The following is a 21,784-nucleotide window of genomic DNA, read 5'->3' as shown; positions in this document are numbered from 1 at the left end:
GGCTATCGTCCACAGTTCTACTTCCGTACCACTGACGTCACTGGCGCAATCCAGTTACAAGACGGTACTGAAATGGTTATGCCTGGTGACAACGTTGAGATGGGCGTCGAGCTTATCCACCCAATCGCTATGGACAAAGGTCTTCGCTTTGCAATTCGTGAAGGCGGCCGTACAGTAGGCGCTGGTGTTGTTGCTAACGTTAATGACTAAGAAGACATTGCAAGGTTTGCTGCATTCAGCTTAGTCTGATGAGTGTGAAGCCTTTAGTTAAAAAGCCATCCTTATATAAGGGTGGCTTTTTTTTGATGAAGAGTAAGACGAGGAAGCATAATGGCTACTATAAAAAGTCTGTCAAATCACGATTTAGATTTTGTCACAATAATACAAATGGTAGCGAATATTGAAGCTATGGTGCAGGCGCAAGAGGCGTGGTCGTGTCAAGCAATGGTTGATTTGCTAGAGCAAGATAACAATCATATCCTGATTGCTTATGATAAAGGCAAAGAAGAAAAAATTGCTAGCCATAAAATAGTGGGTTATTGTCTGTATCAGATAGTATTTGAGCAGGCAGAAATTCTACGAATTGGTACTCGTCCTAAGTGTCAACGCCAAGGTATCGCCTCGCAGATTTTTGATAAATTAAATACTGAATTGATAAATAAAGATGTGGAGACGCTACTGTTAGAAGTACGGGCGGACAATGCTCCTGCGATAGCTTTGTATGAACAGCAAGGGTTTTCAATGATTTATAAGCGTCAGGGCTATTATCGTATACCGAATCAGCCAGCAATTGATGCGCTCATCATGCAACGTTTGCTATAGCACTGTGATTTAGTATTGTGAGTTTCGCATTTTTTGAAGAGGTTATAGAGGAGGGGCAGCGTTAGGTATTTTACAGTCTGCGCCATCAATGTTATAAGTACTGTCTGCTTTCATACGTTCAAGTACTTCAATACGCTCAGTGAGTAACTCGACCATACGATTTATATTCGCCTGTTGCTTTTTCACTTGCGTAAGCTTTTGCTGCGTCAGCATCAGTTGATCATCAAGGTTGAGATGCCCATCATAATAGTCATTAAGGCTGTCTTTGATTTCAGTGAGCGTAAAGCCAATAGCTTGAGCGCTTTTGATCAGCTCGATACGTTCAATACACTCTGAATGAAACTCAGTATAGAGACGAGATCCAGCTTGACGCTTACGTGATTTTAGCAGCCCCAATTGATCATAATGGCGTATGGTGTCCTTGGTCGTATTGGCCTGTGTTGCCAATTTTCCAATCAGTAAAAACGATGTATCAGGTGCCATACTAACCTCGTTGACCAACAATTATAAAAGGTTTGTTATTACAATAGCATTTGTTCTCACTTAAGTTGCCATGGCTCTATTGTATCAATTAGCGATACGGATAAGGATTTGTGAGAATCTTTTCGCCATGTGGTTGAACCACTGCCAATCAGCGTATCTAGCTGCGCTAAAAAATTAGGGCGCGGTAAAGTCGTTGCGCCTAAGCTTATTAAATGATCATTTGGCAACTGACAGTCTACAAGTGCGACATTGCTTTGTTCGCACAAACGCATCAAGCCCCAGAATGCAATTTTTGAGGCATTAGAGGCACGGTGAAACATCGACTCACCAAAATAAATACGGCCTATTTTTAACCCATAAAGTCCACCAATGAGCGCGCCTTTCTCATCCCAAACTTCAATACTGTGGGCAAATCCATGAGCATGAAGTGCTGTGTAAGCCTCGATCATTTCCTCATGTATCCAAGTATGCTCACCTTCAGGCAAACCATCACTGCGCGGTAAACTACAGGCATGAATCACATCATCAAACGCCTGATTGAGCGTCAGCTGCCAACGAGTACGGTCTGCTTGCTTGCGTAGCGATTTGCTTGGCTTATAATCGGTCGGCACTATGACGCAACGCGGCTCAGGACACCACCAAGCGATAGGCTCATCTTCGTTAAACCAAGGGAATAATCCCTGCGCGTAGGCGGAAATCAGCGTTTGAGGTGCTAGATCGCCACCTATCGCCACGATACCGATACCATCTGGATCGATAGAAATAGGGTCAGGAAAGTCATAACGCCCAAGACTTTTTAAAGTCTCAGGCGTGATATGACTATCATTTTGTTGAGAGAAGTTGCCCATTTAGGCTTCTTTATCAGCAATTAATGTCGACGCATATGTATGATCGGTGGCGGTCGCTTCTCCGATAGCATCCAAATACTTTTCGGCATCGAGCGCTGCCATACAACCAGTACCAGCAGAAGTAATGGCTTGACGATAGACGTGATCAGCGACGTCACCTGCTGCAAACACCCCTTCGATACTGGTTTGTGTAGCATTACCATTCAAGCCGCTATTGACGATAAGATAGCCATCTTTCATGTCCAACTGATTTTTGAATAAATCAGTATTAGGCTTATGACCGATTGCTACAAACATACCATGACTATCTAACTGTTTGGTACTACCATCAATCATAGATTCAATGATAATGCCGTTGACACCCATATCATCACCAACCACTTCTTGGACTTTATGGTTCCATTCGATTTTCACATTACCATTTTTGGCTTTTTCAAACAGTTTGTCTTGTAGAATTTTTTCAGAACGTAAGCTATCACGGCGATGCACTAATGTGACTTCAGAGGCAATATTTGATAGATATAACGCTTCTTCAACAGCGGTGTTACCACCACCAATCACCGCAACTTTTTGATCTTTATAAAAGAACCCATCGCAGGTTGCACAAGCGGACACGCCCAAACCTTTAAATTTTTGTTCTGATTCTAAACCTAAATACTGCGCTGATGCACCTGTTGAGATAATAAGAGCATCGCAGCTATAGCTGCCGTTGTCGCCAGTCAACTTGAAAGGACGCGTACTTAGATCAACAGCATTGATATGATCGTAGACCAGTTCGGTACCGAAGCGCTCAGCGTGTGCCTTCATACGATCCATCAGTACAGGGCCTGTCAAATCATAAGCATCACCTGGCCAATTATCGACTTCAGTGGTGGTGGTTAATTGTCCGCCTACTTCCATACCAGTAACCATTACTGGCTTTAGGTTGGCACGTGCAGCATAGACGGCGGCAGAGTAACCTGCTGGACCTGAGCCTAAAATGATAAGTTTTTCGTGACGCGTTTCTTGAGTAGCAGTGTTGTTTTCAGTTGACATACTTTTTCCTTGCTAAATTTGATAAACGATGATTATAAAAAACTAGAAATGATTGAGTGATTTTAATGATATGTGATACTAACATAAGGGCCGTTACTAAGAAGTGCAAGTTTGCTAAAACTAATATGGATATTATTACAATTAAAGTATGCTCGCTGTGTTTGTGCAGCTCAATTTTGCACAAGATTTATCTGAGTAGAGCGTTATAATTTTTTACCTCTTTTGTTGAAGGTTAATTATAGTCAATCAATAGTGTTCATAGCTATATTTTTCAATGAGATTGCCTTCGCTATTTTGTTGAGGTCTCTACTTATTTATAAATTCGTTATCGGTGTGTTTTCTTGCACGTTTTATTCATAACATCGTCCCCAATCGAGCTATGTATTTGTTATTATAAGAAGTTATGCTAAACGCCTAGAGTGTGAGTAACATCGGCTAGCGATAGGCAAGCATATTACTAACATAGAGTGCTAAGTACCTATTTTAAATGTTAAACGACGACTTTTACGTCATGTATAGCAATAAGATACCTTATAATAGCTGTTTTATTATAGATGCTTTTTATAGACCCCGTTTATAAAGACTGTTTATAAGTATTTGGCTACGTCAATCTATGTCAGCACTTTATGTCAGCATGATTCAGCTTAATCATGGACTGACGACTATTTAGTATGGATAACAAGGCAGATTTTACGTGATATCAGCACCGCTTATTGAGTATTTAAAAAAAGGGATATTTACCTTTCTTGGGATAATTTTGGCCGTTTATTTGTTCGTTATTTTATCGACCTATACCGGCAATGATCCTAGCTGGTCGCATATTAGCAGTGATATGACGACGATTAATAATATGGGCGGCTCAACAGGCGCATGGTTGTCTGATCTGTTCTATAGCTTTTTTGGCTTTGGCGCTTGGTGGCTACTGGCTTTTTTAATCTATGAATCTATCTTGATTTGGTGGGACAATAAGCCGACGTTTTGGTTGCTACGCTTGGTGGCTTATGTCTTTTTAATACTAAGTAGTAGTGCCTTGTTTGCGCAAATTGTTGCTCTAGTACAGCAAGTTACAGACCCTATTGCATCAGGCCTTGAAGGCGTTGCAGGCGGCATCATCGGGCTTGAGTTGCAAGCACGCCTGACGCAGCTATTATCGCAGTGGGGAAGTGTATTGTTTTTGGCAGGGTTTGTCGGTATCACTGCGACGTTTGCGTTCAATATTCATTGGCATAAGTTATATGGTAAGCTTATCGATTTGTCATGGCTTGGCTCAGGTGTCAAAGATAATAGTGTTCAGCATATCTACAGTCAGCAAGGCTCTGATAATACAGCATCTAACGACGAGGAAAACAGCGCAGCTCATAAGTTAGCTGCCAGTACTAACAACCATACAAGCACTGAACGTAAAGCGAAACAAAGTGCCGATGGCTACGAGCAACTACCCCTCGAGCTACAAACCGCTGGCGTAAGCCATACGCCAGATAATAATAGTCGCTTTAGTCATGCGCTAACGGATTTTTTGGCCAAGTCAGGACTTGGCGCTAGCGTCAAGGCGACTGTTGCAGCCAATGCTGCTGAGTCTGCTACAAATCAGGCTACTATGTATGACAGCTCGCAAGCATCAGCTCCTATATCGAATAACCATACTGAAAACGCTAATAATAAGACACAAGTAGTAGCACCCACTATGCCTACTCGTAAAGTTGAACCTAGCTTTGCATGGAATGATGCTGGTACGGTCGATGATTTATTGGCCACTGAATCTGAGAAAGATCAATACGTATCAACGCCGATGCCCGCTACAGATCCTGTTATATCTGCACCTGTAGAAACTCATGTAGATTTTGAGCAAGCAGTAGAATATGACGATAGAGCGTTTGAAAATAACCAATCTGATGCAATCAAATCTGAACAAATAGATACGACTGCTGCTATTGAACAAACACCCAATTTAGATGCGTTGGCAAATACTTGGCTAGCTGAGAACGAGCCTGCAAAGGCAGATAAAGCATCTTCGTTTGAGCATACCACCTCTGCTGATAACGTCGTCACCGACCATCAAAATCCAATACGCGAAGCCACGAAGAGGGCTGAACATCAAGCTTCACCAGTGGTTGACGAGCAGCCTATAGTTACAGAGTCTGTCGCTAAAGAAGCTGTAGAGAAAAAACCTATATCCAAAGAGACTGTAGCTGAAGAGCTTATAATAAAAGAGAGAGCGGCGGAAACTGACAACGTTGAGGTTAAACGAAAGTTAAACGTACAAGAGCCGGTGATATCGAAAGATATGACCCCGACCAATACGCCACCTGCCAATCCAAAGACGGCGTCAAAAGCTGAGCCGGCGGTAGAAAGCGTTAATCCAAGCGTAAGTGTTGAGCCGATAGCAGCGTCCAAACCAACGATGAGCTTTGCCGTCCCCAAGGGTGATAGTAGTAATCATATTACCGATATGATGCCAGAAGACGATAGTCGTTTGGGCGATACAGATGCGCCAGTCATGCCTGATATCAGTGATGATGCAGCGTTTAGTCAAAAGTCACGCTCAATGCAAACCGCTCAATATCGTGCGCAGCTGACCCCCATTCCAGAGCTGTCTATCTTAGATAAACCAGATCCTGATCGTAAGCCAAGCTATACCATTCAAGAGCTTGAGCAGTTATCAGAGCTATTGGAGATTAAACTACAGGAGTTTAATGTCAAAGCCTCGGTCGTAAATGCGATTCCAGGACCAGTCGTCACGCGCTTTGAAGTAGATTTGGCCGCTGGGGTAAAAGCCAGTAAGGTTACGGGTATTTCACGTGATCTTGCGCGCTCCTTGTCTATGGCGTCATTACGTGTGGTCGAAGTCATTCCAGGTAAGCCTTATATCGGCATCGAAGTGCCGAATAAAAAACGCGAAATGGTGCGTCTGATTGAGCTTTTAAATACTGAAAAATACAAAGACCCTAAAGCGCAAATCAGCATGGCAATGGGTAAAGATATCGGTGGCAATCCTATTATTACTGATCTTGCTCGTGCACCGCATATGTTGGTTGCAGGTACAACAGGTTCTGGTAAGTCAGTATTGGTAAACTCAATGCTGCTCTCGATGCTACTTAAATATACGCCAAATGATTTGCGCCTGATTCTCATTGATCCAAAGCAGCTTGAGCTGGCCAACTATAATGACATTCCACATCTATTAACGCCTGTCGTCACCGATATGACAGAAGCGGCTAGTAGCTTATCTTGGTGTGTGGCTGAGATGGAGCGCCGTTATCAATTAATGAGCTTGCTAAAAGTGCGTAAACTTAATGAGTTTAACAAAAAGGTAATAGCTGCTGAAAAAGCTGGCAAACCGATGCTTGATCCATTATGGCGACCTAACGACAGTGTAAGCATTGACCAAGCACCGAAGCTTAAAACCTTGCCGATGATTGTCATTGTTGCGGATGAGTTTGCCGATATGATTATGCAGGTCGGTAAGCAAGCAGAAGAGCTTATCACGCGTTTGGCTCAAAAATCGCGGGCGGCAGGTATTCATCTTATGCTCGCCACTCAGCGTCCATCGGTCGATGTCATTACTGGTTTGATTAAAGCCAACATTCCAGTACGTGCGGCATTACGGGTTAATTCAAAAGTCGATTCACGGACAATTTTGGATAGCGGCGGGGCAGAAGACATGCTTGGCAACGGTGATATGTTGTTCTTGGGGCCAGGACAGATTGAGCCAGATCGCGTCCACGGGGCGTACGTTAGTGACGAAGAGGTCAACCGTGTGTGCGATGCATGGCGTGAACGCGGTGCACCAGACTATATCGACAACATGGCGGGCAATTTTGAATTGTCGAGCCCTGGCGGTGGTGGTGCTGGTAGTGCATCTGGTGAAGACGACGATCTTTATAATGATGCAGTCGCCTTTATTATGGAGACTCGTAAAGTATCTGCTTCTAGCATTCAACGCAAATTTAGTATCGGTTATAACCGCGCGGCGCGCATCGTCGACTCTATGGAGGAGGCTGGACTGGTCAGCTCCATGGGTAAAAGTGGTAAGCGTGAGTTGCTTATGTAAATACAGGTAAATCTGGCTAATAAAAGAAAAAGCGAGTCGCAATAGTGGCTCGCTTTTTCGTTTTAATAAATAGAGTAATGAACAGAGCAGTACTGATAGGTGTCTATTCGTCTGCTATCTAAACCGATATACTCAATAGGTTTGATGATCATAAGTAAAATTATTTCTAAGCAAGGATGCAAAAATGTTTAAAGAATATACTCAGTACGACGCGCTAGGATTAGCAGAATTGGTCAATTCAGGACAAGTCAGCGCTAAAGAGTTGTTAGATGCTGCCGTCAATCAAGCCAACAAACTCAATCCAAAGCTTAATGCCATTATTCACCGCTTTGATGAGCGTGCCTATGATGCCGCGCAAGCAGGATTACCGAAAGGTGCATTTACTGGTGTCCCTTATCTTCTCAAAGATTTGTCTTTCTATTTCTCTGATGAGCCATTAACGATGGGCAGTCGCAGTGTCAATATCATGACCGATTACGACAGCGAAATTGTCAAACGCATGAAAGCCAGTGGCGTTAATACCTTTGGCAAGACTAATACTCCCGAGTTTGGTCTAATCATTACTACTGAGCCCAAAGCACATGGAGCTACCCACAATCCATTCAAAAAGGGCTATAGCTCTGGTGGCTCATCGGGCGGTAGTGCAGCGGTAGTCGCCAGCGGTATTGTACCGATGGCAGGCGCAGGAGATGGCGGCGGCTCGATACGCTTTCCTGCAGCATGGTGCGGTGCATTTGGCCTTAAACCTAGTCGCGGCCGCAATCCAATTGGTCCTGCATTTGGTGAAGGCTGGGATGGCGCGATCGCCGATCATGCCATCACGCGCACGGTGCGTGATAGTGCAGCGATGCTTGATGCGACGAGTGGTACTGAGGTGGGTGCACCTTATGTGATTGCTCCGCCCAATGGCACATTTTTGCAAGCAGCAATGCGTGCACCTCGTCCGCTGACGATTGCTTTACATCAGCGGCCACTCATTGCCGATACTGTAGTGGATAAAGAGGTGTTGGCTACTCTGGAAAAAACCGCTAAGCAATTGGAGGCTATGGGGCACCGCGTTGTGCCAGCTGAACCAAACATTAATATCGAGAAATTTTGGCATGATTTTATCGTAGTGGTGTGTGCCCATACGGCTTTTACTATCGACGATATTGAGCGCTGCCATGGCAAACAGCATGTGCAAAACCTTGAGCCGCAAACTTACAATATGGCGATGCTTGGCCGCTCATTGTCTGCTGTCGATTTAGTACATGCAAAACACGGCTGGCATAATAGCCAATACCAGACGGGTAGGCTACTTGAGCAATACGATATGATCTTATGTCCCACAGTACCAACGACAGCGGTGAAGCATGGAGTGTTGCCACCAAGCCGAGTAGACGAGATATTAATGAGCACCTCAGGTCTATTAAATAAAGGTATTAATATGGGTAAATATACCTTTAGCTCAGGGATGATTGAGAAGCTTAGCCATCCTGTACTGAGCAAAATGGCGTTTACTTTGCTCGGTAATGTCACAGGCTTACCTGCCATGTCACTGCCACTTGGAATGAGTAAAAAGGGTCTGCCAATTGGCATGCAATTGATCGGTCGTATGAATGATGAGACCACACTACTAAGTTTGGCAGGAGAGATTGAGCGCGCAGGATTATTTACTAAGGCGGCTTTTGAGAAGTAACTATACCAAGTAATAGGGTTGTAGAATTGATCTAGTCAAAGCGATAGATATCCATCCCAAGGCTATGATGCGCCATACTTTCATGCACAACAGACACGCGCTGCGCTGCGCCTAGTGCAAAAAATATCGGTAACAGGTGCTCATCGCTTGGATGGATGTTTTTATAATCAGGATACTGTTGCCAATCTAGCGCCGATGGAATGTCTGTTTTGAGCTGTTGTAACAACCATAGCTTAAAATCTTTGGCGGCAGGATCAATGCTATCAGCCTGCCAGCGTAGCGCTTGCAAATTATGAGTGATATTACCTGAGCCGATAATAAGTATTTGTTGTTCGCGCAGACAAGCAAGCTGCGCACCCAGCTGATAAAGAGACATACTATCATAGTGCTGCGGCAAAGATATCTGTACGATAGGGACATCTGCTTCTGGATACAGATGTTTGAGCGGGGCCCAAACACCATGATCACAGACTCGCATTGGATTGGCACTACAAATGATACCGCGTGCTGTTAGCTGCTGCGCTAAAGACTCAGCTAGCTCAGCATGACCTTGAGCAGGATACTGTAATTCGTGCAATTTAGGATCAAACCCAGAAAAATCATGCCAGGTCTTAGGTTTGGGATTGCTGCTAATCTCAAGCTTGGCAGACAGCCAATGCGCAGACATAATAACGATAGCACGAGGTTTGGGTAAGTTCTGTCCTATTCGAGCAAGGGCGTTCGTGGTCGCAGACTGCTCGATAGCAAGCGTCGGTGCACCATGAGATATAAATAACGCTGGCAGTCTTGCTGCATTATTGAGTCCTGCAGGTGCATCTGCCCAAGCGATAGCCGCACTGATGGGCTCGATCGCTTTAGCATGATCATAAAGATGGTTAGACGGCATAGGTTTTGCAAGTTTCGGATAGCTCATGTACCGTTTATTAGGGCACGTATGGGTTTTTCAATCTTGCGCTGAATTTTCTGATAGATTAGTTTTACGACGCTTGTATAAGCGTCTTTAGTTACCACGGTGATAAGGATGATTGTGGTTGATGCTCATCGCTCGATATAACTGCTCCATCAATACTACTCTTACCAAAGGGTGCGGTAACGTCAGCGCTGACAATGACCATTTTACATCCGCCTGCGCCAACACGTCTTGCGAGACGCCATCTGCCCCGCCGATTACGAACGCAATATCATCGCCTTGCTGCATAGCATCCGCGAGTTTTTCTGCCAGACCTTCTGTCGATAGCATTTTACCTTTAACATCCAGTACCCAAAGCTGTTCACGGGTAGCAGTTGTGTGAGCTGCCAAGATTGTCTGTCCTTCTTGCTCGCGATACTGCGCCAAATTGGCATCAGAAGGGTTCTTGGCTCGTTTGGCTGCGGCCAGCTCAACGATTTCGGTGCTGAGCATAGGCTGGATACGTTTATAATATTCATTAAAGCCGCTTTGTACCCAATTGGGCATTTTATTACCAACGGTTAAGAGCCTTACTTTCATTGCCGCTTGCTCCTTAGTTTTTTGATTTATTTTATAACGACTAAATATAATTTATTCAATCGTCTCTTGTTAATCAGTCAACGGAGATAGTGTCTCAGAGATACTATCTGTATCTTGGTTACTACTGTCTTTAGTGATGACAGTCAGCTTGGCATCAGATTCAAAGACAATCGCTTCAACATCATCCAAGCTCCTTACACCTTCAGAGCGCATGGCACACTCAAGCTCTTGACGGGTTAAGCGTTCAGTACGCATAGCCTCTGGTAAGTATTGTCCTTGATAAAAAACAATACGGGGTTCGGACAAAATAACGTTACTAAATTGTGGTGAAATCGCCGCATATTTGGTCACCAAAAATTGTAGTACATAAAGTACCAAGATTGAGCTAAAGCCTTCGATAAGCGGAATCTCTTTGAGTAAGATAGTACTCGCACCCAGCGAGCCGATCATCACGGTGACGATCCAATCAAAGTTATTTAGCTGTGAGGTAGAGCGTTTGCCTGAGACTTTGGTTGTTATCACAACTAATATATAAACCATGGCTGTGGTTAAAACAATACGTCCAAGCTTATCTATACTGTCAAAAAAGAGCATGTCCATCGTATTTACTCCTATCTATAATACAAAATATTTCAAATTCTTAGATTAATAAAGGCAGTTTAATCCAGCGTAACGGAATTTAAGTATAAATAATGCAGAAAATTTGTAGTACGTTATAGATAGATTGTCAGTCTTTAAGATGATTTTCGTTTTGGATCCAGTAGACGATTTAAGAGTAGGATACTGATTCGCGCACTGATGAAGGTGAGCACCAATATCATGATTAACGCAGAGAGTAGAGGCAGGGGCTGCTGTATAGTCATCTCAAATAATACCTCACGGCTCACCTCATCAAACAGCAAGAACCATATGCCCAAAAAATAAACGGCAGTCAGCAGCCAAACGACAGCCACTCCGCCAAACACTAAACGATTGATCTCATCTCTACCTAGCGCCCGCTTATGATGCTTGATAAATTTATATACCGCAATATAAGCACCGATGATGATAGAGAGCACAGTGACCAAGTGCGAGTTGAGAGTAACTTGAGTTTGGATCATCATAAATACCGTACTGGTAAGAATATAACCAATCGCGAAAAAACCGATATATTGAGCCAGCTTAGGTGAGTCTGATTGAGAGTTTGGCAGTTGATCATTGCGACCTGTCTGGGCAGTAGACTTGCTAAGATTGGTTGTCTTGCGTGACATAAGCTGACCTTTATAAAAATAAAAACGTATAATGGATATAAATGTAGTAAGTAGTCGATAAAAGCAAAACCAGCGCTCTCAAATAGATGCTGTAGAGCTACTTTTTTGATAGAAAATCAGTGCTGCGCAGTCCAGTCGAGCATGGTGTCCAACACCGTTCTAGCATTATAAGCGTTTAGTGCCTGCTCGGTATTGATAAGACCGACGACGACATAATCTTGTCCGGACGCTCCTTTGACATAACCTGCCATCGAGGTGACATTATTTAAAGTGCCCGTTTTTATCCATGCACGACCAATAGCTGCCGACTCAGGTAAACGCTCGCTATGAGCGGCAATAGTACCGCTGACACCCGCGATACCTAGAGAGTTGACATAGGCGTCAAAGCTTGGATGACTATAAGCGTATGTTAACAGCTCGCTTAAGTTGGCCGCTGTGATTGTACAGTCGCGGCAGAGTCCTGAGCCATTGGTCAAGTATGGCGGCGGCGTACTTAGATGAGTTTGCCACCACTGGCTCATGGTTTGTAAGGCAACAGAATAGTCTGTAGCAGTAGGCTTACCAAACTGGTATAAGCTGCTTGTTTGACTGTTTATTATTTTATTATTAGCTGTCTCATCATAAGCTCCTATTGATAGTGCTACTTGCTCAGTCATAACATTATTAGAGAAGTGATTGATGTCATAAATTTGCTGAGTTAAATTTAACGATGGATAACTAACAAGAGGGAGCGGTGATATGGGCAGCGCTGCTAGACCACGTGTTGGTTTTGTATTTTTTGCCGCATCAAAAGGGGTTTCTTGAGTAATGACGTTCCCGCTTAGCGTATTGCCTAGCTCTTGCCATTTGGCAGCAATGACGCGTGCCGAAAAATCTTTGGCATCAGGATACGCGACATAAAAAACATGCTCTTTACAGCTAGTTGGTAGAGTGGTATTTAAGATTAGCTGTTGGGATTGCCACTGCGGCGCTAGGCTATAACGGGCTTGACCACAGTAAGCTGAGCGCGTATTTATCGTATTAGGCAGTTGGTAATTTGCCAGTTGCGGTTTATAAGTCAGCTGCGCTTGTCCCTCATTTAAGGGATAGCTTTTGATGCCGATAGTGCTAAAGTTTACCAAAAAACCATCAGGACTGGCATTATAAGGTCGCAATGGTGCGTTATCAAAGGCCGCAGGATCTTTGCCAACATTTTTAAAAACCCCGCTATCGATAATAATATCACCGCTGATATGACGAATACCTGCTGCTTGCACTTTATAGAGTAGCTGCTGCAAACGCTCATGGGTCATTTTGGGATCGCCACTTCCTTGAATAACCAAGTCACCGAGTAGACGATCGCCGATAATAATACCGGTATGATAGACGCGTGTCTGCCAGACAAAGTTAGCGCCTAGCGTATCTAAAGCAATAAAGCTGGGCACCAGTTTCATCGTACTGGCTGGCGTGCGCGCGATATCTGGTTGATGACTTAATAAAGGTGAAAATGAAATTTTGATCGCGGGCGTAGCAGCGTTAGCACTACTGTCTTTATCAGTACTTACATCAGTACTTACATTGGCATCTTCATCGCTATTAGCATTATTAATAGACGTTGAGTTTACATCGTCTGGGAGTACTGTTGGAATGCTTTCTAGGCTTTGATAAGTATAGGGGTCATCCGTATAAGCGTGTATTTTTTGCTCATGCTTTTTAATCGTGCGCTTCTCAATAGTAGTCAATGTAATCTGCTGACTAGGATCGTTTTTAACATAGTTTGTAGCATGGCTATCAGCATTATTTTTGCCATTATGGTTATTGGTTTGCGCCGTTTTCTGACTGGTGCTATTAGCCTCAGAAGTGTTGCTTGCAAGCTGAGTCTGAGTATCAATATTGCTGTCAACAACCTGTATCGGAGGAGGTAGTCGGCTGGCGTTTTTGTCACCCACTGGGGTGATAATAATACTGATGTCAGCAGCTGTTAACTCTGCTCGCGATAGTGCTGCTTGGATAGCGTCTGGTAGTGCTGCTTGTGCGTGAAGTGGCGTTATGATAGCTGTGGCAAATAGTGCAAGCGTTGATAAGCGTTTGCTAGACTGATTAAGCGGTCGCAAATAAGTGCAAAAAATTTTCAGTTTGGCAATCGTTGTAGGAGGCGTGCAAAGTTTGGAGGTGAGTTGCATGAATGGTCTACCATCAGGTGGCAAAAACCGCCTATAGTAACATGAATCGGTGGCAATCTTTAGCGTACATGTAAAAATGCCATGGCCGTCATGATGGCATCGTTATAAGCATCGTGAGTACCAAGCTCAGGAATATCATAATGCGCTAAGATACTGGTCAGATGCTGCGATTGACCAGAGAGACCTTGGGTTTGGCCGCTCATACGCCGACTATATAAATGCCGCACATCAATGACGTCATTGGGTAAAGTAGTACCCATATAGCGCTTTACCAAAGGGTTTAAGAAGCCAGTATCTATCTTTGGGCAGAATCCAACTATCGGCCGATTATCAATAAACGGTAATAGTAACTCGAGCATCTCATCGTAGCTCATCCCGTTTTCAACGTCAGCAGTACGCAGACCATGAATGACAATGGTATCACGATCAGGCATCACAGGTGGCCTGCAAACCAGATGCATACCATTGCCTGTATCGATAATATTACCGTTGATATGAATCGCTGCTACCGATAATAGGTGATGCCTTTTTGGATTGAGCCCCGTCATCTCACAGTCTATCGCGACCCATTGCTCAGCTATAGGTTTGTCAAACATCGATGCCAGCTCAGGACGCTGCAATTGCGACTTTTGCCACGTAGAAGATAACTGCTTTAACCAACTCATATCAGTCTAACATGCATTTATGATGCCTCTAATTGATAGTGTTGCCGCAGCTGCGTTTTGAAGCTTTTGACCACGGCTAGACACTCTTTTAATAAGTCACGCTCAAGCGCTGATAAGGTAGTCGGGTCGACGTGCCGGGCATACTTATCATTTGTAGAGAGTGCGACGGACAGACGCTGCGCCATAAAAAACTCTAAGGCTTCCGATAAGGTGTCAGCACGCTCTTGGTTTAAAGTGCCAGCTTGTACTAAACCTTTAAGGCGACCTTTAGTGCTAGGCACTTCTAAAATATCATTTTCTAATGCTAAGGTACGGATACCGTGAACCAGTGGAAAGATACCGGCTTTTTTAAGATCAATATCATGTGAGCTGGGTTTACCGCTTAATAACGGTACAAACTTTTGCCACCATTGATTGACATCACCGAACTGGAGCGCTGCCCGTACAAACTGCCGTACGAACATCCGATCTGATTGACGATGCGCCGTTTTTAAATGGTCACGTATATCGTTTAGCAGGGACTCATCGCCGCAGACGTACTCACCATCAAGTATGGCGGATAAGTAAATACTGTGCATCGGATCGGTATTTTTAAACCATAAACTGATCTGGGCTTTAAACGGTTTTAGTGGTTGCCGCCACATTGAGTTATTCATCATGATATTGCCATCACACAGCGGATAACCAAGATCTGCTAAATGATTGTTAAAGATATCAGCAAACTGCGCCAACTTAGGATGAGTAAAGCCATCACGAATGATTAATGCATTGTCTTGGTCGGTACGCATGATTTGCTCACCGCGACCTTCTGAGCCCATTACGATAACGCAGGTATTTTCTACGACCTCATTAGGAACGATGAGCTTCCAAAGCTTAGTAAAGACTTGCGCGTTTAGCGTTTGCACCATGCGGCTAACGACGCCGATTTTGACACCGTTTTGGTGCTGCGAGCGAATATAGCGACCAATGAGCTCGACCGCTGTATCTAGGCTGTTTAAGTCTTTTGCTTGCTCAATTTGAACACTAATAAGCTGTGAGTGGTGACCGAGATAAGCCAAGACATCGCTTTGCCCCAGTACACCGATGACCTGATCTTTATTATCAATAACGGGTAAGCGGTGGATACGGTAGCGAGTCATGGTCATTAGCGCATCGCCAATCTCATTGTCAGCATCGATAGTGCGTAGGTTGAAGCTGGTAAAATGCTGGCAGGGAGTGGTAGCAGGGTCTTGCTGTTCGCTGACCGCACGGCAGATATCAGTATCAGTCAAGATACCTAGCTCATGATCTGAACGGCGGGTAATGCTATGTTCAGTTTCAGTTTCAGTTTCGGGCTTAGAAATATTTTCAGCATTGTTAAGCGTGTTTATGGATTGCTCTAATAAATGATTGATTGGACGTACCAGCACATGCTTCAATCCAGCTTCGGTCATGATACGTGCCGCCTCATGTAGGCTATTATTGGCATCAACAATATGTACGGGCAATAGGGTTACATCAGTGACTGGTTGTAGCATGATTTGCTGCACTTCTTGCTGCGCCGTATAGCTTTCTGCATGCAATCCTAATGCTTGACCTTGCGTACTACGCCTTTGTTGTAGTGCCTTTAGCCGCTCAGGCAATTTGTCTGATAGTAGTTGGCGAACTAGATGATTTTGCGCGCTAATTTTATCGATAGCAGCACCATCAATTTGCAGCAATAAAGTATCTTCGTGAGCCGTATATTGATAAGGCTCAGTACTGCCATCGTTTTGTGCTTTGACAATACGGCCTTGCGATTCGGGCGTGCGGCGACTATCGAACCAGTCGTTGCTATTTAGTTGGTCGGAGTGATTACTACCAAAATAAGAAGCGACAAATTCGCCAGCTAGCGTTTGATCAACTTGTCCTTTTAATACCACAAAAAAATTGTGTAAGTCGTCACTAGTTAAAGATTCATTTGCGCCAAGATAGCGGACTTGGGTGTTTTTTTTGAGGCTTTGACGTTCAGTTGAACGCAATACATCAAATGGAGGCTGGGTAAAATCAAGATGGGGCATGGCATCATCCTTGATAGCGTCGCCAACAAAAGCAGTTTATCATCGTGAGTTTAATGATTAAGTCAAAACTATAAAAATGCTACTCTGCGTAGGCGACTATAGTAAAACGATATTGTCTTACTATAGCACTATCCTGCCATTCATAACATTGTTGTTAATAAGGATATATTTAACTTAAAATTTCTAGTCTTTTATCTTTTCATACTTAGCACATCAACCGTTAACTCACCAGTTTGGCTTGCGCCGTTAACAACTTGCGAATACGCTCAATGGCCTCGCGGCTCTCGTCAACACTAGCAACGAGAGCGATACGGACATAACCTTGACCGGGATTTTTACCATCAACTTCACGTGACAAGTATCGCCCAGCCAGTGCATGAATATTGGCTTGTTCGTACAGTGCTTTGACAAAGACTTCATCATCACCATCAAACAGCTCAGGAACTTTTACCCAAAAATAAAATCCAGCCTCAGGCATACGTAAATCTAGTAGCTCGCCTAACTCTGTCATCCACAGCGCAAACTTTTCTTGATATAGCGCCCGATTGTGCGCCACATGCTTCTCATCTTGCCAAGCGGCAATCGATGCCAACTGATGAGGTATAGGCATCGCACAGCCTTGATAGGTGCGATATTGTAAATAAGATTTTAGAATAGATTGGTCGCCTGCGATAAACCCTGAGCGCAGGCCGGGGAGGTTTGAGCGCTTAGATAGCGAATGAAATACGACGCAGTTTTTAAAATCATTGCGACCAAGTTCGGCACATGCTTGCAGCAGACCAATAGGCGCTTTATCAAAATATAATTCGCTATAGCATTCGTCGCTGGCAATAATAAAGTTATATTGATCTGATAGGCGAATGAGAAACTCCCAGTCCTCCATGGTCATCACTGATCCAGTCGGATTATTTGGACTACAGATAAATAACAGCTGCGTTTGTTGCCAGACAGCTTTAGGTACGGCGCGGTAATTGCCTTTAAAGTCATTGCCTAATACGCAAGGTACAAAGTATGGCGTTGCTTGAGCGAGTATCGCAGCGCCTTCATAAATTTGATAAAAAGGGTTGGGCATGACGACGATAGGATCATAGGGCTTGTTATCTGCATTGTCCATAGCTTGATGAGTAGTATTGTCATTATGATTCACTACCGCTTGTACAAAACTAAAAATCGCTTCACGTGTGCCCATGACCGGCAGTACTTCGGTATTGGCGTCAACATGATGCAAAAAAAACCGCTTCTCAAGCCAATGAGCGATGGTCTGACGCAGCTCAAAGCTGCCGTTAGTGGTCGGATAACGACATAGTTTGTCTAAGTTTTCTTGTAATACGTCCAGCACAAAAGTTGGCGGTTCGTGTTTTGGCTCACCAATTCCAAGCTTAATCTCAGAATAGTCGTTGGCTGGTATGCTGTTAGCTAACAGAGTCGCCATTTTGGCAAACGGATATGGGTGCAAATGCTTTAAGTTGTTATTCATAAGTTTGGTAACTATAATAGGCAGTTGATAATAAATATATAAAGAAAAATTACATTTAGGCAGTGTAGCACTTCTCCTATTTTTTGTCTTTTGCTTCTCGCTCATGTTTACTGCTATTTACTAACGAAATACTTAATAGCAGTTTAATGTTTTAGCTGTTTGTCTTATCACTCATAGCTTATAAATAATAATGATATAAGCAATGACTGCCATTAACTTTGGTAAGTTGTTGTTAGGATGATTGATATGCTTAAAGCTTCTAAGGCCGACCACCTTAATATCGAAGTTATCAATGCCAGTAATAACAATACTGATAATGCTAGCGATGTTGATAACACTAGTGATAATAATGTGCAGCATGCTGGTTTTTGTGAACAATTGAAACTGCGTGAACAGCAATGGTGGCTGGCACGTCAGCGCCTTATAATGCTCGAAGAGCGCTGGATGTTTTGGTTTGGAGATAATAGCCTAATTATGTGGCTATTATGGCAAGTAGTCAGCTATGTAGTCGTCGCTATCGTTCTGATGCTACTTAGCAGTCTATTAAACGTAGAGCTGTATTTTTGGATGTATATGGCTGTATTTGGTGTACAGACTGCATTGTTTGTAGTGATGTTATCGTCTAAAGGGCGTTTGGCAAATCGTTTGCAAAATCGAATTGATATTGCAGACCTTGTACGAGAACAGGCGTTAAATGAGATGTATATATTGGCATCAGATATTATTTTACCTGCTATTCATGCTAGCGCGCCTATCTCTTTACAAACGATTTGTGAGCGTTATAAGTCCCATCTAAAACTGGCTAGCTTGCAACGTCTGCTACAAAAAGAAGTCGAAGCTGGACGTTTGATATTAGGGCAATATCAGATAGAAGCAGAAGTATTGCCACCAGAGATTGCTGACGAAGAGTTGTCACCTTATGCCGACAAAATGATTTATAAAAGCCTGATTCATATGTCTTAGAACCATGCTATTTCATTAGAACCATAGCATTTAAATCGGTTAATAGCAGTCACGCTAGGCTAAGCGTGACTGCTATCTGGTAAGACGCTAATACTAGCAATCAAAGCCGCTTTTAACGTATCAAGTTTGTCTATAGATAATGGCGCATCGTTTTGATCACTGAGATAAAACATGTCTTCTGCGCGCTCACCTAAGGTCGTAATACGAGCCGCATGCACTTCAATTCCTTGCTGCAAAAATACCTGTCCCACTCGTGCCAGTAACCCTGGCTGATCAAGTGTCTGTAAGCTCATGACATGTTGACCTGAAGCCTCATTAAACTCAAAATCAATAATAGTCGGTACATCGAAATGTCTAAGCTGGCGCGGGATACGTTTTTGCGCAAGTTTGGGTGTTGTAGGGTTTTTAAAAGCATCTACTAAACGCTGCTTTAGCTCTTGTTGACTGTCCTCATCTTTTAATAATGTACCGCTACGATCAAGTAGCACATAAGAGTCTAAAGCAAAGTCACGGGTCGCGGTGATGATTCGTGCGTCCAGTACATCAAGACTCATCTGATCAAATACTGCCATGGTGACCGCAAATAAGTTGGCCTGATCTTGGGTATATACAAAGACTTGTACAGCATCTAGCGCCAACTCCCGATGCTCACGTAATACAACTAGTGGCATACTATCAGCATTAGACGCATAGCCGATAGGGGGATGGTTTAAGATGGCTTCAGTATGCCATAAGATGTCTTCTGCAATCTCACGTAAAAAGTATTCATCACCCAACTCATCCCATAACCTAAGCACCTCATCACGATTCATATGCTGATTGTTGGCATTATCAAGCATCGTTAGCGCTTGCTTACGCGTTGCACGAATCATATCTTGACGGTTGGTCGGTGCGTCGATATCAGCACGTAAGATGCGGCGCGTCTGTGAGTATAGTTGTTTCATCAAAGTTGCCCGCCAGCTGTTCCAAAGCTGAGGATTGGTAGCGTTCATATCTGCCACCGTCAATACATACAAATGATTAAGATGAGTGACATTACCGACCAAATCAGCAAAGATAGTCACCACTTCAGGGTCTGAGATGTCCTTTTTTTGTGCAGTCATAGACATTAATAAATGATAGCGTGTGAGCCAGCCTACCAGATGAGCATCGGCTTTACTCATACCATGTGCCAAACAAAACTCAATCGACTCAGTCTCTCCAAGTTGACTATGATTGCCGCCGCGACCTTTGGCAATATCATGGAACATCGCTGCCAAGACCAAAATCTCTTTACGCTCAATGCGCTGAAAGATAGCACTAACCAACGGAAAGTCTTCATAAAAACGCGCGTCGGTAAAGCGGTGTAAAATTCGAATCAAAAATAGCGTGTGCGCATCGACCGTATAACGATGAAATAAGTCGTACTGCATAAGACCGGTCACTTGCGCAAAGGCAGGAATATAGTTACCCAGTACCCCATAGCGATTCATCGCACGCAACCGATGGAACAAATAGTTTTGCTCTTTGATATTTTCTAAAAACAACGCTTGATGTTCAGGATTGTCACGGTAAATCTGATCGATACCGCGCGCGGCAATTTTTAGTGCGCGCAGAGTTCGGGTTCGGATGCTCTTTATCCCGTATTGTCCCATAAGTAAAAACATCTCCAAAATCGCTTCAGGATGCTGAGAAAACACACGATGATGGGAAACGGCAATCTGCTCGCCAACCTGATTAAAAAGCGCGTTTAATGGACGCTTAGTCGGCTGCTCATCATCCGGCAGATGCGGCTCTATGATGGTCTCATAGTAATGATTGATAAGCATCTCAGACAACGTTGATATTTGCATTGCACAGCGATAGTAGTCGCGCATAAAGCGTTCAACCGCGGCGTTAGGCTGATCATCTGGCTGCGACTCATAACCCATCCGCTGCGCGATATCGCGCTGATAGTCAAACAGCAGCTTGTTTTCGTTACGGCCTGTCAGCTCATGTAAATAATGGCGTATCTGCCATAAGTAACTTTCAGCAAAGCTTAGCTCATCGAACTCTTTTTCGGTCACAAAGCCTTGTTGTACCAAATCATAGAGTTTGCTGACTCGAAAGTAGCGCTTGGTCACCCAGCCGACGATATGAATATCACGTAGTCCGCCAGGTGCGGTTTTGATATTAGGCTCAAGATTATACTCGGTGGCGTTATGCCGAATATAACGCACCTTAGCCTCATTGATTTTTACTTCATAAAAATCTTTTTGTGACCATAATTTGTTAACGACATCGACAGGAATGCTCTGTAGCGCTTCATTACCGATTAACAATCGAGCCTCTAGTAACGTACTGGCAACCGTATGATCCGTGGCCGCTTCCAAGCAGTCATCGACACTACGTACCGATAGCGCAGGCTCAAGACCAATATCCCATAACATCGCCACCAGTCTATCAATTTTACTGCTAACATCGGTCTGTAACTTATCAGGTGCTAGCAATAAAATATCGATATCTGAATACAGAGAAAGCTCACCGCGTCCATAGCCGCCAGTTGCAAATAATGCCAAATCTGTCTTGTCTAAATCAAACCACGTAAACAACGCCATCAGCAAACCATCAATAGCATCGCTACGAGCGCCAACCAATTGACGAATATTCGCTCCACGCTCAAGGGCGCGGTTAATATCAGTATTAATTTGGGTCAACCATTTGGGTATACCAAGTAAAGACTTCTCCGTATCAGATGATGAGACCGTATCTGACGCAGGAAAAGAGGGTAGCGGAGTTAGGTTAATAGAAGCAGCATCGAAAGAGAACATGAGCGTTATCCAATCAAGAATTCAGAAATAGAG

General features: G+C 43.7%; 17 protein-coding genes. 5 read left to right on the top strand and 12 right to left on the bottom strand.

Annotated elements, in window-relative coordinates:
- Both ACS8FC_RS09790 and rimI read left to right on the top strand, forming a co-directional pair.
- Positions 1-210 (top strand): EF-Tu C-terminal domain-related protein (locus tag ACS8FC_RS09790; protein WP_459112913.1); only part of this gene is annotated, 210 nt, incomplete at its 5' end.
- A gap of 120 nt (positions 211-330) precedes the next feature.
- Entirely contained in the window at positions 331-822 is a 492-nt protein-coding gene (rimI, locus tag ACS8FC_RS09785; protein ID WP_439263189.1) for a ribosomal protein S18-alanine N-acetyltransferase, read from the top strand.
- Between the two features lie 42 nt (positions 823-864).
- Here the strand turns inward: rimI and ACS8FC_RS09780 are convergent, their stop codons facing one another.
- The 3 genes from ACS8FC_RS09780 to trxB are packed head-to-tail and all read right to left on the bottom strand — an operon-like array spanning position 865 to position 3,188.
- On the bottom strand, positions 865-1,305 hold the full coding sequence (locus tag ACS8FC_RS09780) for a MerR family transcriptional regulator (RefSeq protein WP_299221656.1): 441 nt from the start codon (positions 1,303-1,305) through the stop codon (positions 865-867).
- Between the two features lie 56 nt (positions 1,306-1,361).
- Positions 1,362-2,153, bottom strand: a complete 792-nt coding sequence (gene aat, locus ACS8FC_RS09775; protein ID WP_439296599.1) for a leucyl/phenylalanyl-tRNA--protein transferase — start codon at positions 2,151-2,153, stop codon at positions 1,362-1,364.
- The gene (gene trxB, locus ACS8FC_RS09770; RefSeq protein ID WP_439296598.1) at positions 2,154-3,188 is read right to left on the bottom strand and encodes a thioredoxin-disulfide reductase; all 1,035 of its coding nucleotides are present in this window, start codon (positions 3,186-3,188) and stop codon (positions 2,154-2,156) included.
- A gap of 694 nt (positions 3,189-3,882) precedes the next feature.
- Here trxB and ACS8FC_RS09765 point away from each other — a divergent pair.
- Entirely contained in the window at positions 3,883-7,239 is a 3,357-nt protein-coding gene (locus ACS8FC_RS09765) for a DNA translocase FtsK (RefSeq protein ID WP_439263196.1), read from the top strand.
- A gap of 184 nt (positions 7,240-7,423) precedes the next feature.
- Positions 7,424-8,917 (top strand): amidase, encoded by a 1,494-nt coding sequence (locus ACS8FC_RS09760; RefSeq protein ID WP_439263198.1) that lies wholly within the window; start codon positions 7,424-7,426, stop codon positions 8,915-8,917.
- Between the two features lie 31 nt (positions 8,918-8,948).
- Here ACS8FC_RS09760 and ACS8FC_RS09755 read toward each other — a convergent pair whose 3' ends face one another.
- The 8 genes from ACS8FC_RS09755 to dapC all read right to left on the bottom strand — a co-directional run bounded on the left by ACS8FC_RS09755 (position 8,949) and on the right by dapC (position 17,999).
- Entirely contained in the window at positions 8,949-9,830 is an 882-nt protein-coding gene (locus ACS8FC_RS09755; protein ID WP_439296597.1) for a DODA-type extradiol aromatic ring-opening family dioxygenase, read from the bottom strand.
- 87 nt (positions 9,831-9,917) lie between these two features.
- The gene (rlmH, locus tag ACS8FC_RS09750; RefSeq protein WP_439263202.1) at positions 9,918-10,406 is read right to left on the bottom strand and encodes a 23S rRNA (pseudouridine(1915)-N(3))-methyltransferase RlmH; all 489 of its coding nucleotides are present in this window, start codon (positions 10,404-10,406) and stop codon (positions 9,918-9,920) included.
- A gap of 69 nt (positions 10,407-10,475) precedes the next feature.
- Positions 10,476-11,006, bottom strand: coding sequence for a DUF421 domain-containing protein (locus ACS8FC_RS09745; protein ID WP_439263204.1), 531 nt, complete (start codon positions 11,004-11,006; stop codon positions 10,476-10,478).
- 134 nt (positions 11,007-11,140) lie between these two features.
- On the bottom strand, positions 11,141-11,656 hold the full coding sequence (locus ACS8FC_RS09740) for an ABZJ_00895 family protein (RefSeq protein WP_439296596.1): 516 nt from the start codon (positions 11,654-11,656) through the stop codon (positions 11,141-11,143).
- A gap of 116 nt (positions 11,657-11,772) precedes the next feature.
- A complete protein-coding gene (dacB, locus tag ACS8FC_RS09735) occupies positions 11,773-13,818 on the bottom strand; it encodes a D-alanyl-D-alanine carboxypeptidase/D-alanyl-D-alanine endopeptidase (RefSeq protein ID WP_439296595.1) in 2,046 nt (681 codons plus the stop codon).
- A gap of 59 nt (positions 13,819-13,877) precedes the next feature.
- Positions 13,878-14,483 carry a 3'-5' exonuclease gene (locus ACS8FC_RS09730; RefSeq protein ID WP_439296594.1) on the bottom strand — a complete coding sequence of 202 codons (606 nt, stop codon included), beginning with the start codon at positions 14,481-14,483 and terminating at the stop codon, positions 13,878-13,880.
- Between the two features lie 17 nt (positions 14,484-14,500).
- On the bottom strand, positions 14,501-16,522 hold the full coding sequence (locus tag ACS8FC_RS09725) for a DUF294 nucleotidyltransferase-like domain-containing protein (protein WP_439296593.1): 2,022 nt from the start codon (positions 16,520-16,522) through the stop codon (positions 14,501-14,503).
- Positions 16,523-16,742: 220 nt separating this feature from the next.
- Positions 16,743-17,999, bottom strand: a complete 1,257-nt coding sequence (gene dapC, locus ACS8FC_RS09720) for a succinyldiaminopimelate transaminase (protein ID WP_439296592.1) — start codon at positions 17,997-17,999, stop codon at positions 16,743-16,745.
- 246 nt (positions 18,000-18,245) lie between these two features.
- On the opposite strand from dapC, the gene ACS8FC_RS09715 reads away from it, so the two are divergent.
- Positions 18,246-18,962 carry a hypothetical protein gene (locus ACS8FC_RS09715; RefSeq protein ID WP_439296591.1) on the top strand — a complete coding sequence of 239 codons (717 nt, stop codon included), beginning with the start codon at positions 18,246-18,248 and terminating at the stop codon, positions 18,960-18,962.
- A 59-nt stretch (positions 18,963-19,021) separates the two neighbouring features.
- On the opposite strand, the gene glnD is transcribed toward ACS8FC_RS09715, so the two are convergent.
- Positions 19,022-21,751, bottom strand: a complete 2,730-nt coding sequence (glnD, locus tag ACS8FC_RS09710) for a [protein-PII] uridylyltransferase (RefSeq protein WP_439296590.1) — start codon at positions 21,749-21,751, stop codon at positions 19,022-19,024.
- Between the last annotated feature and the right edge of the window lie 33 nt (positions 21,752-21,784).

It is taken from the genome of Psychrobacter sp. 1Y4, assembly GCF_051847555.1.
The sequence above is the reverse complement of the archived record's forward strand: the minus strand, read 5'-3'. Positions and strand labels throughout refer to the sequence as shown.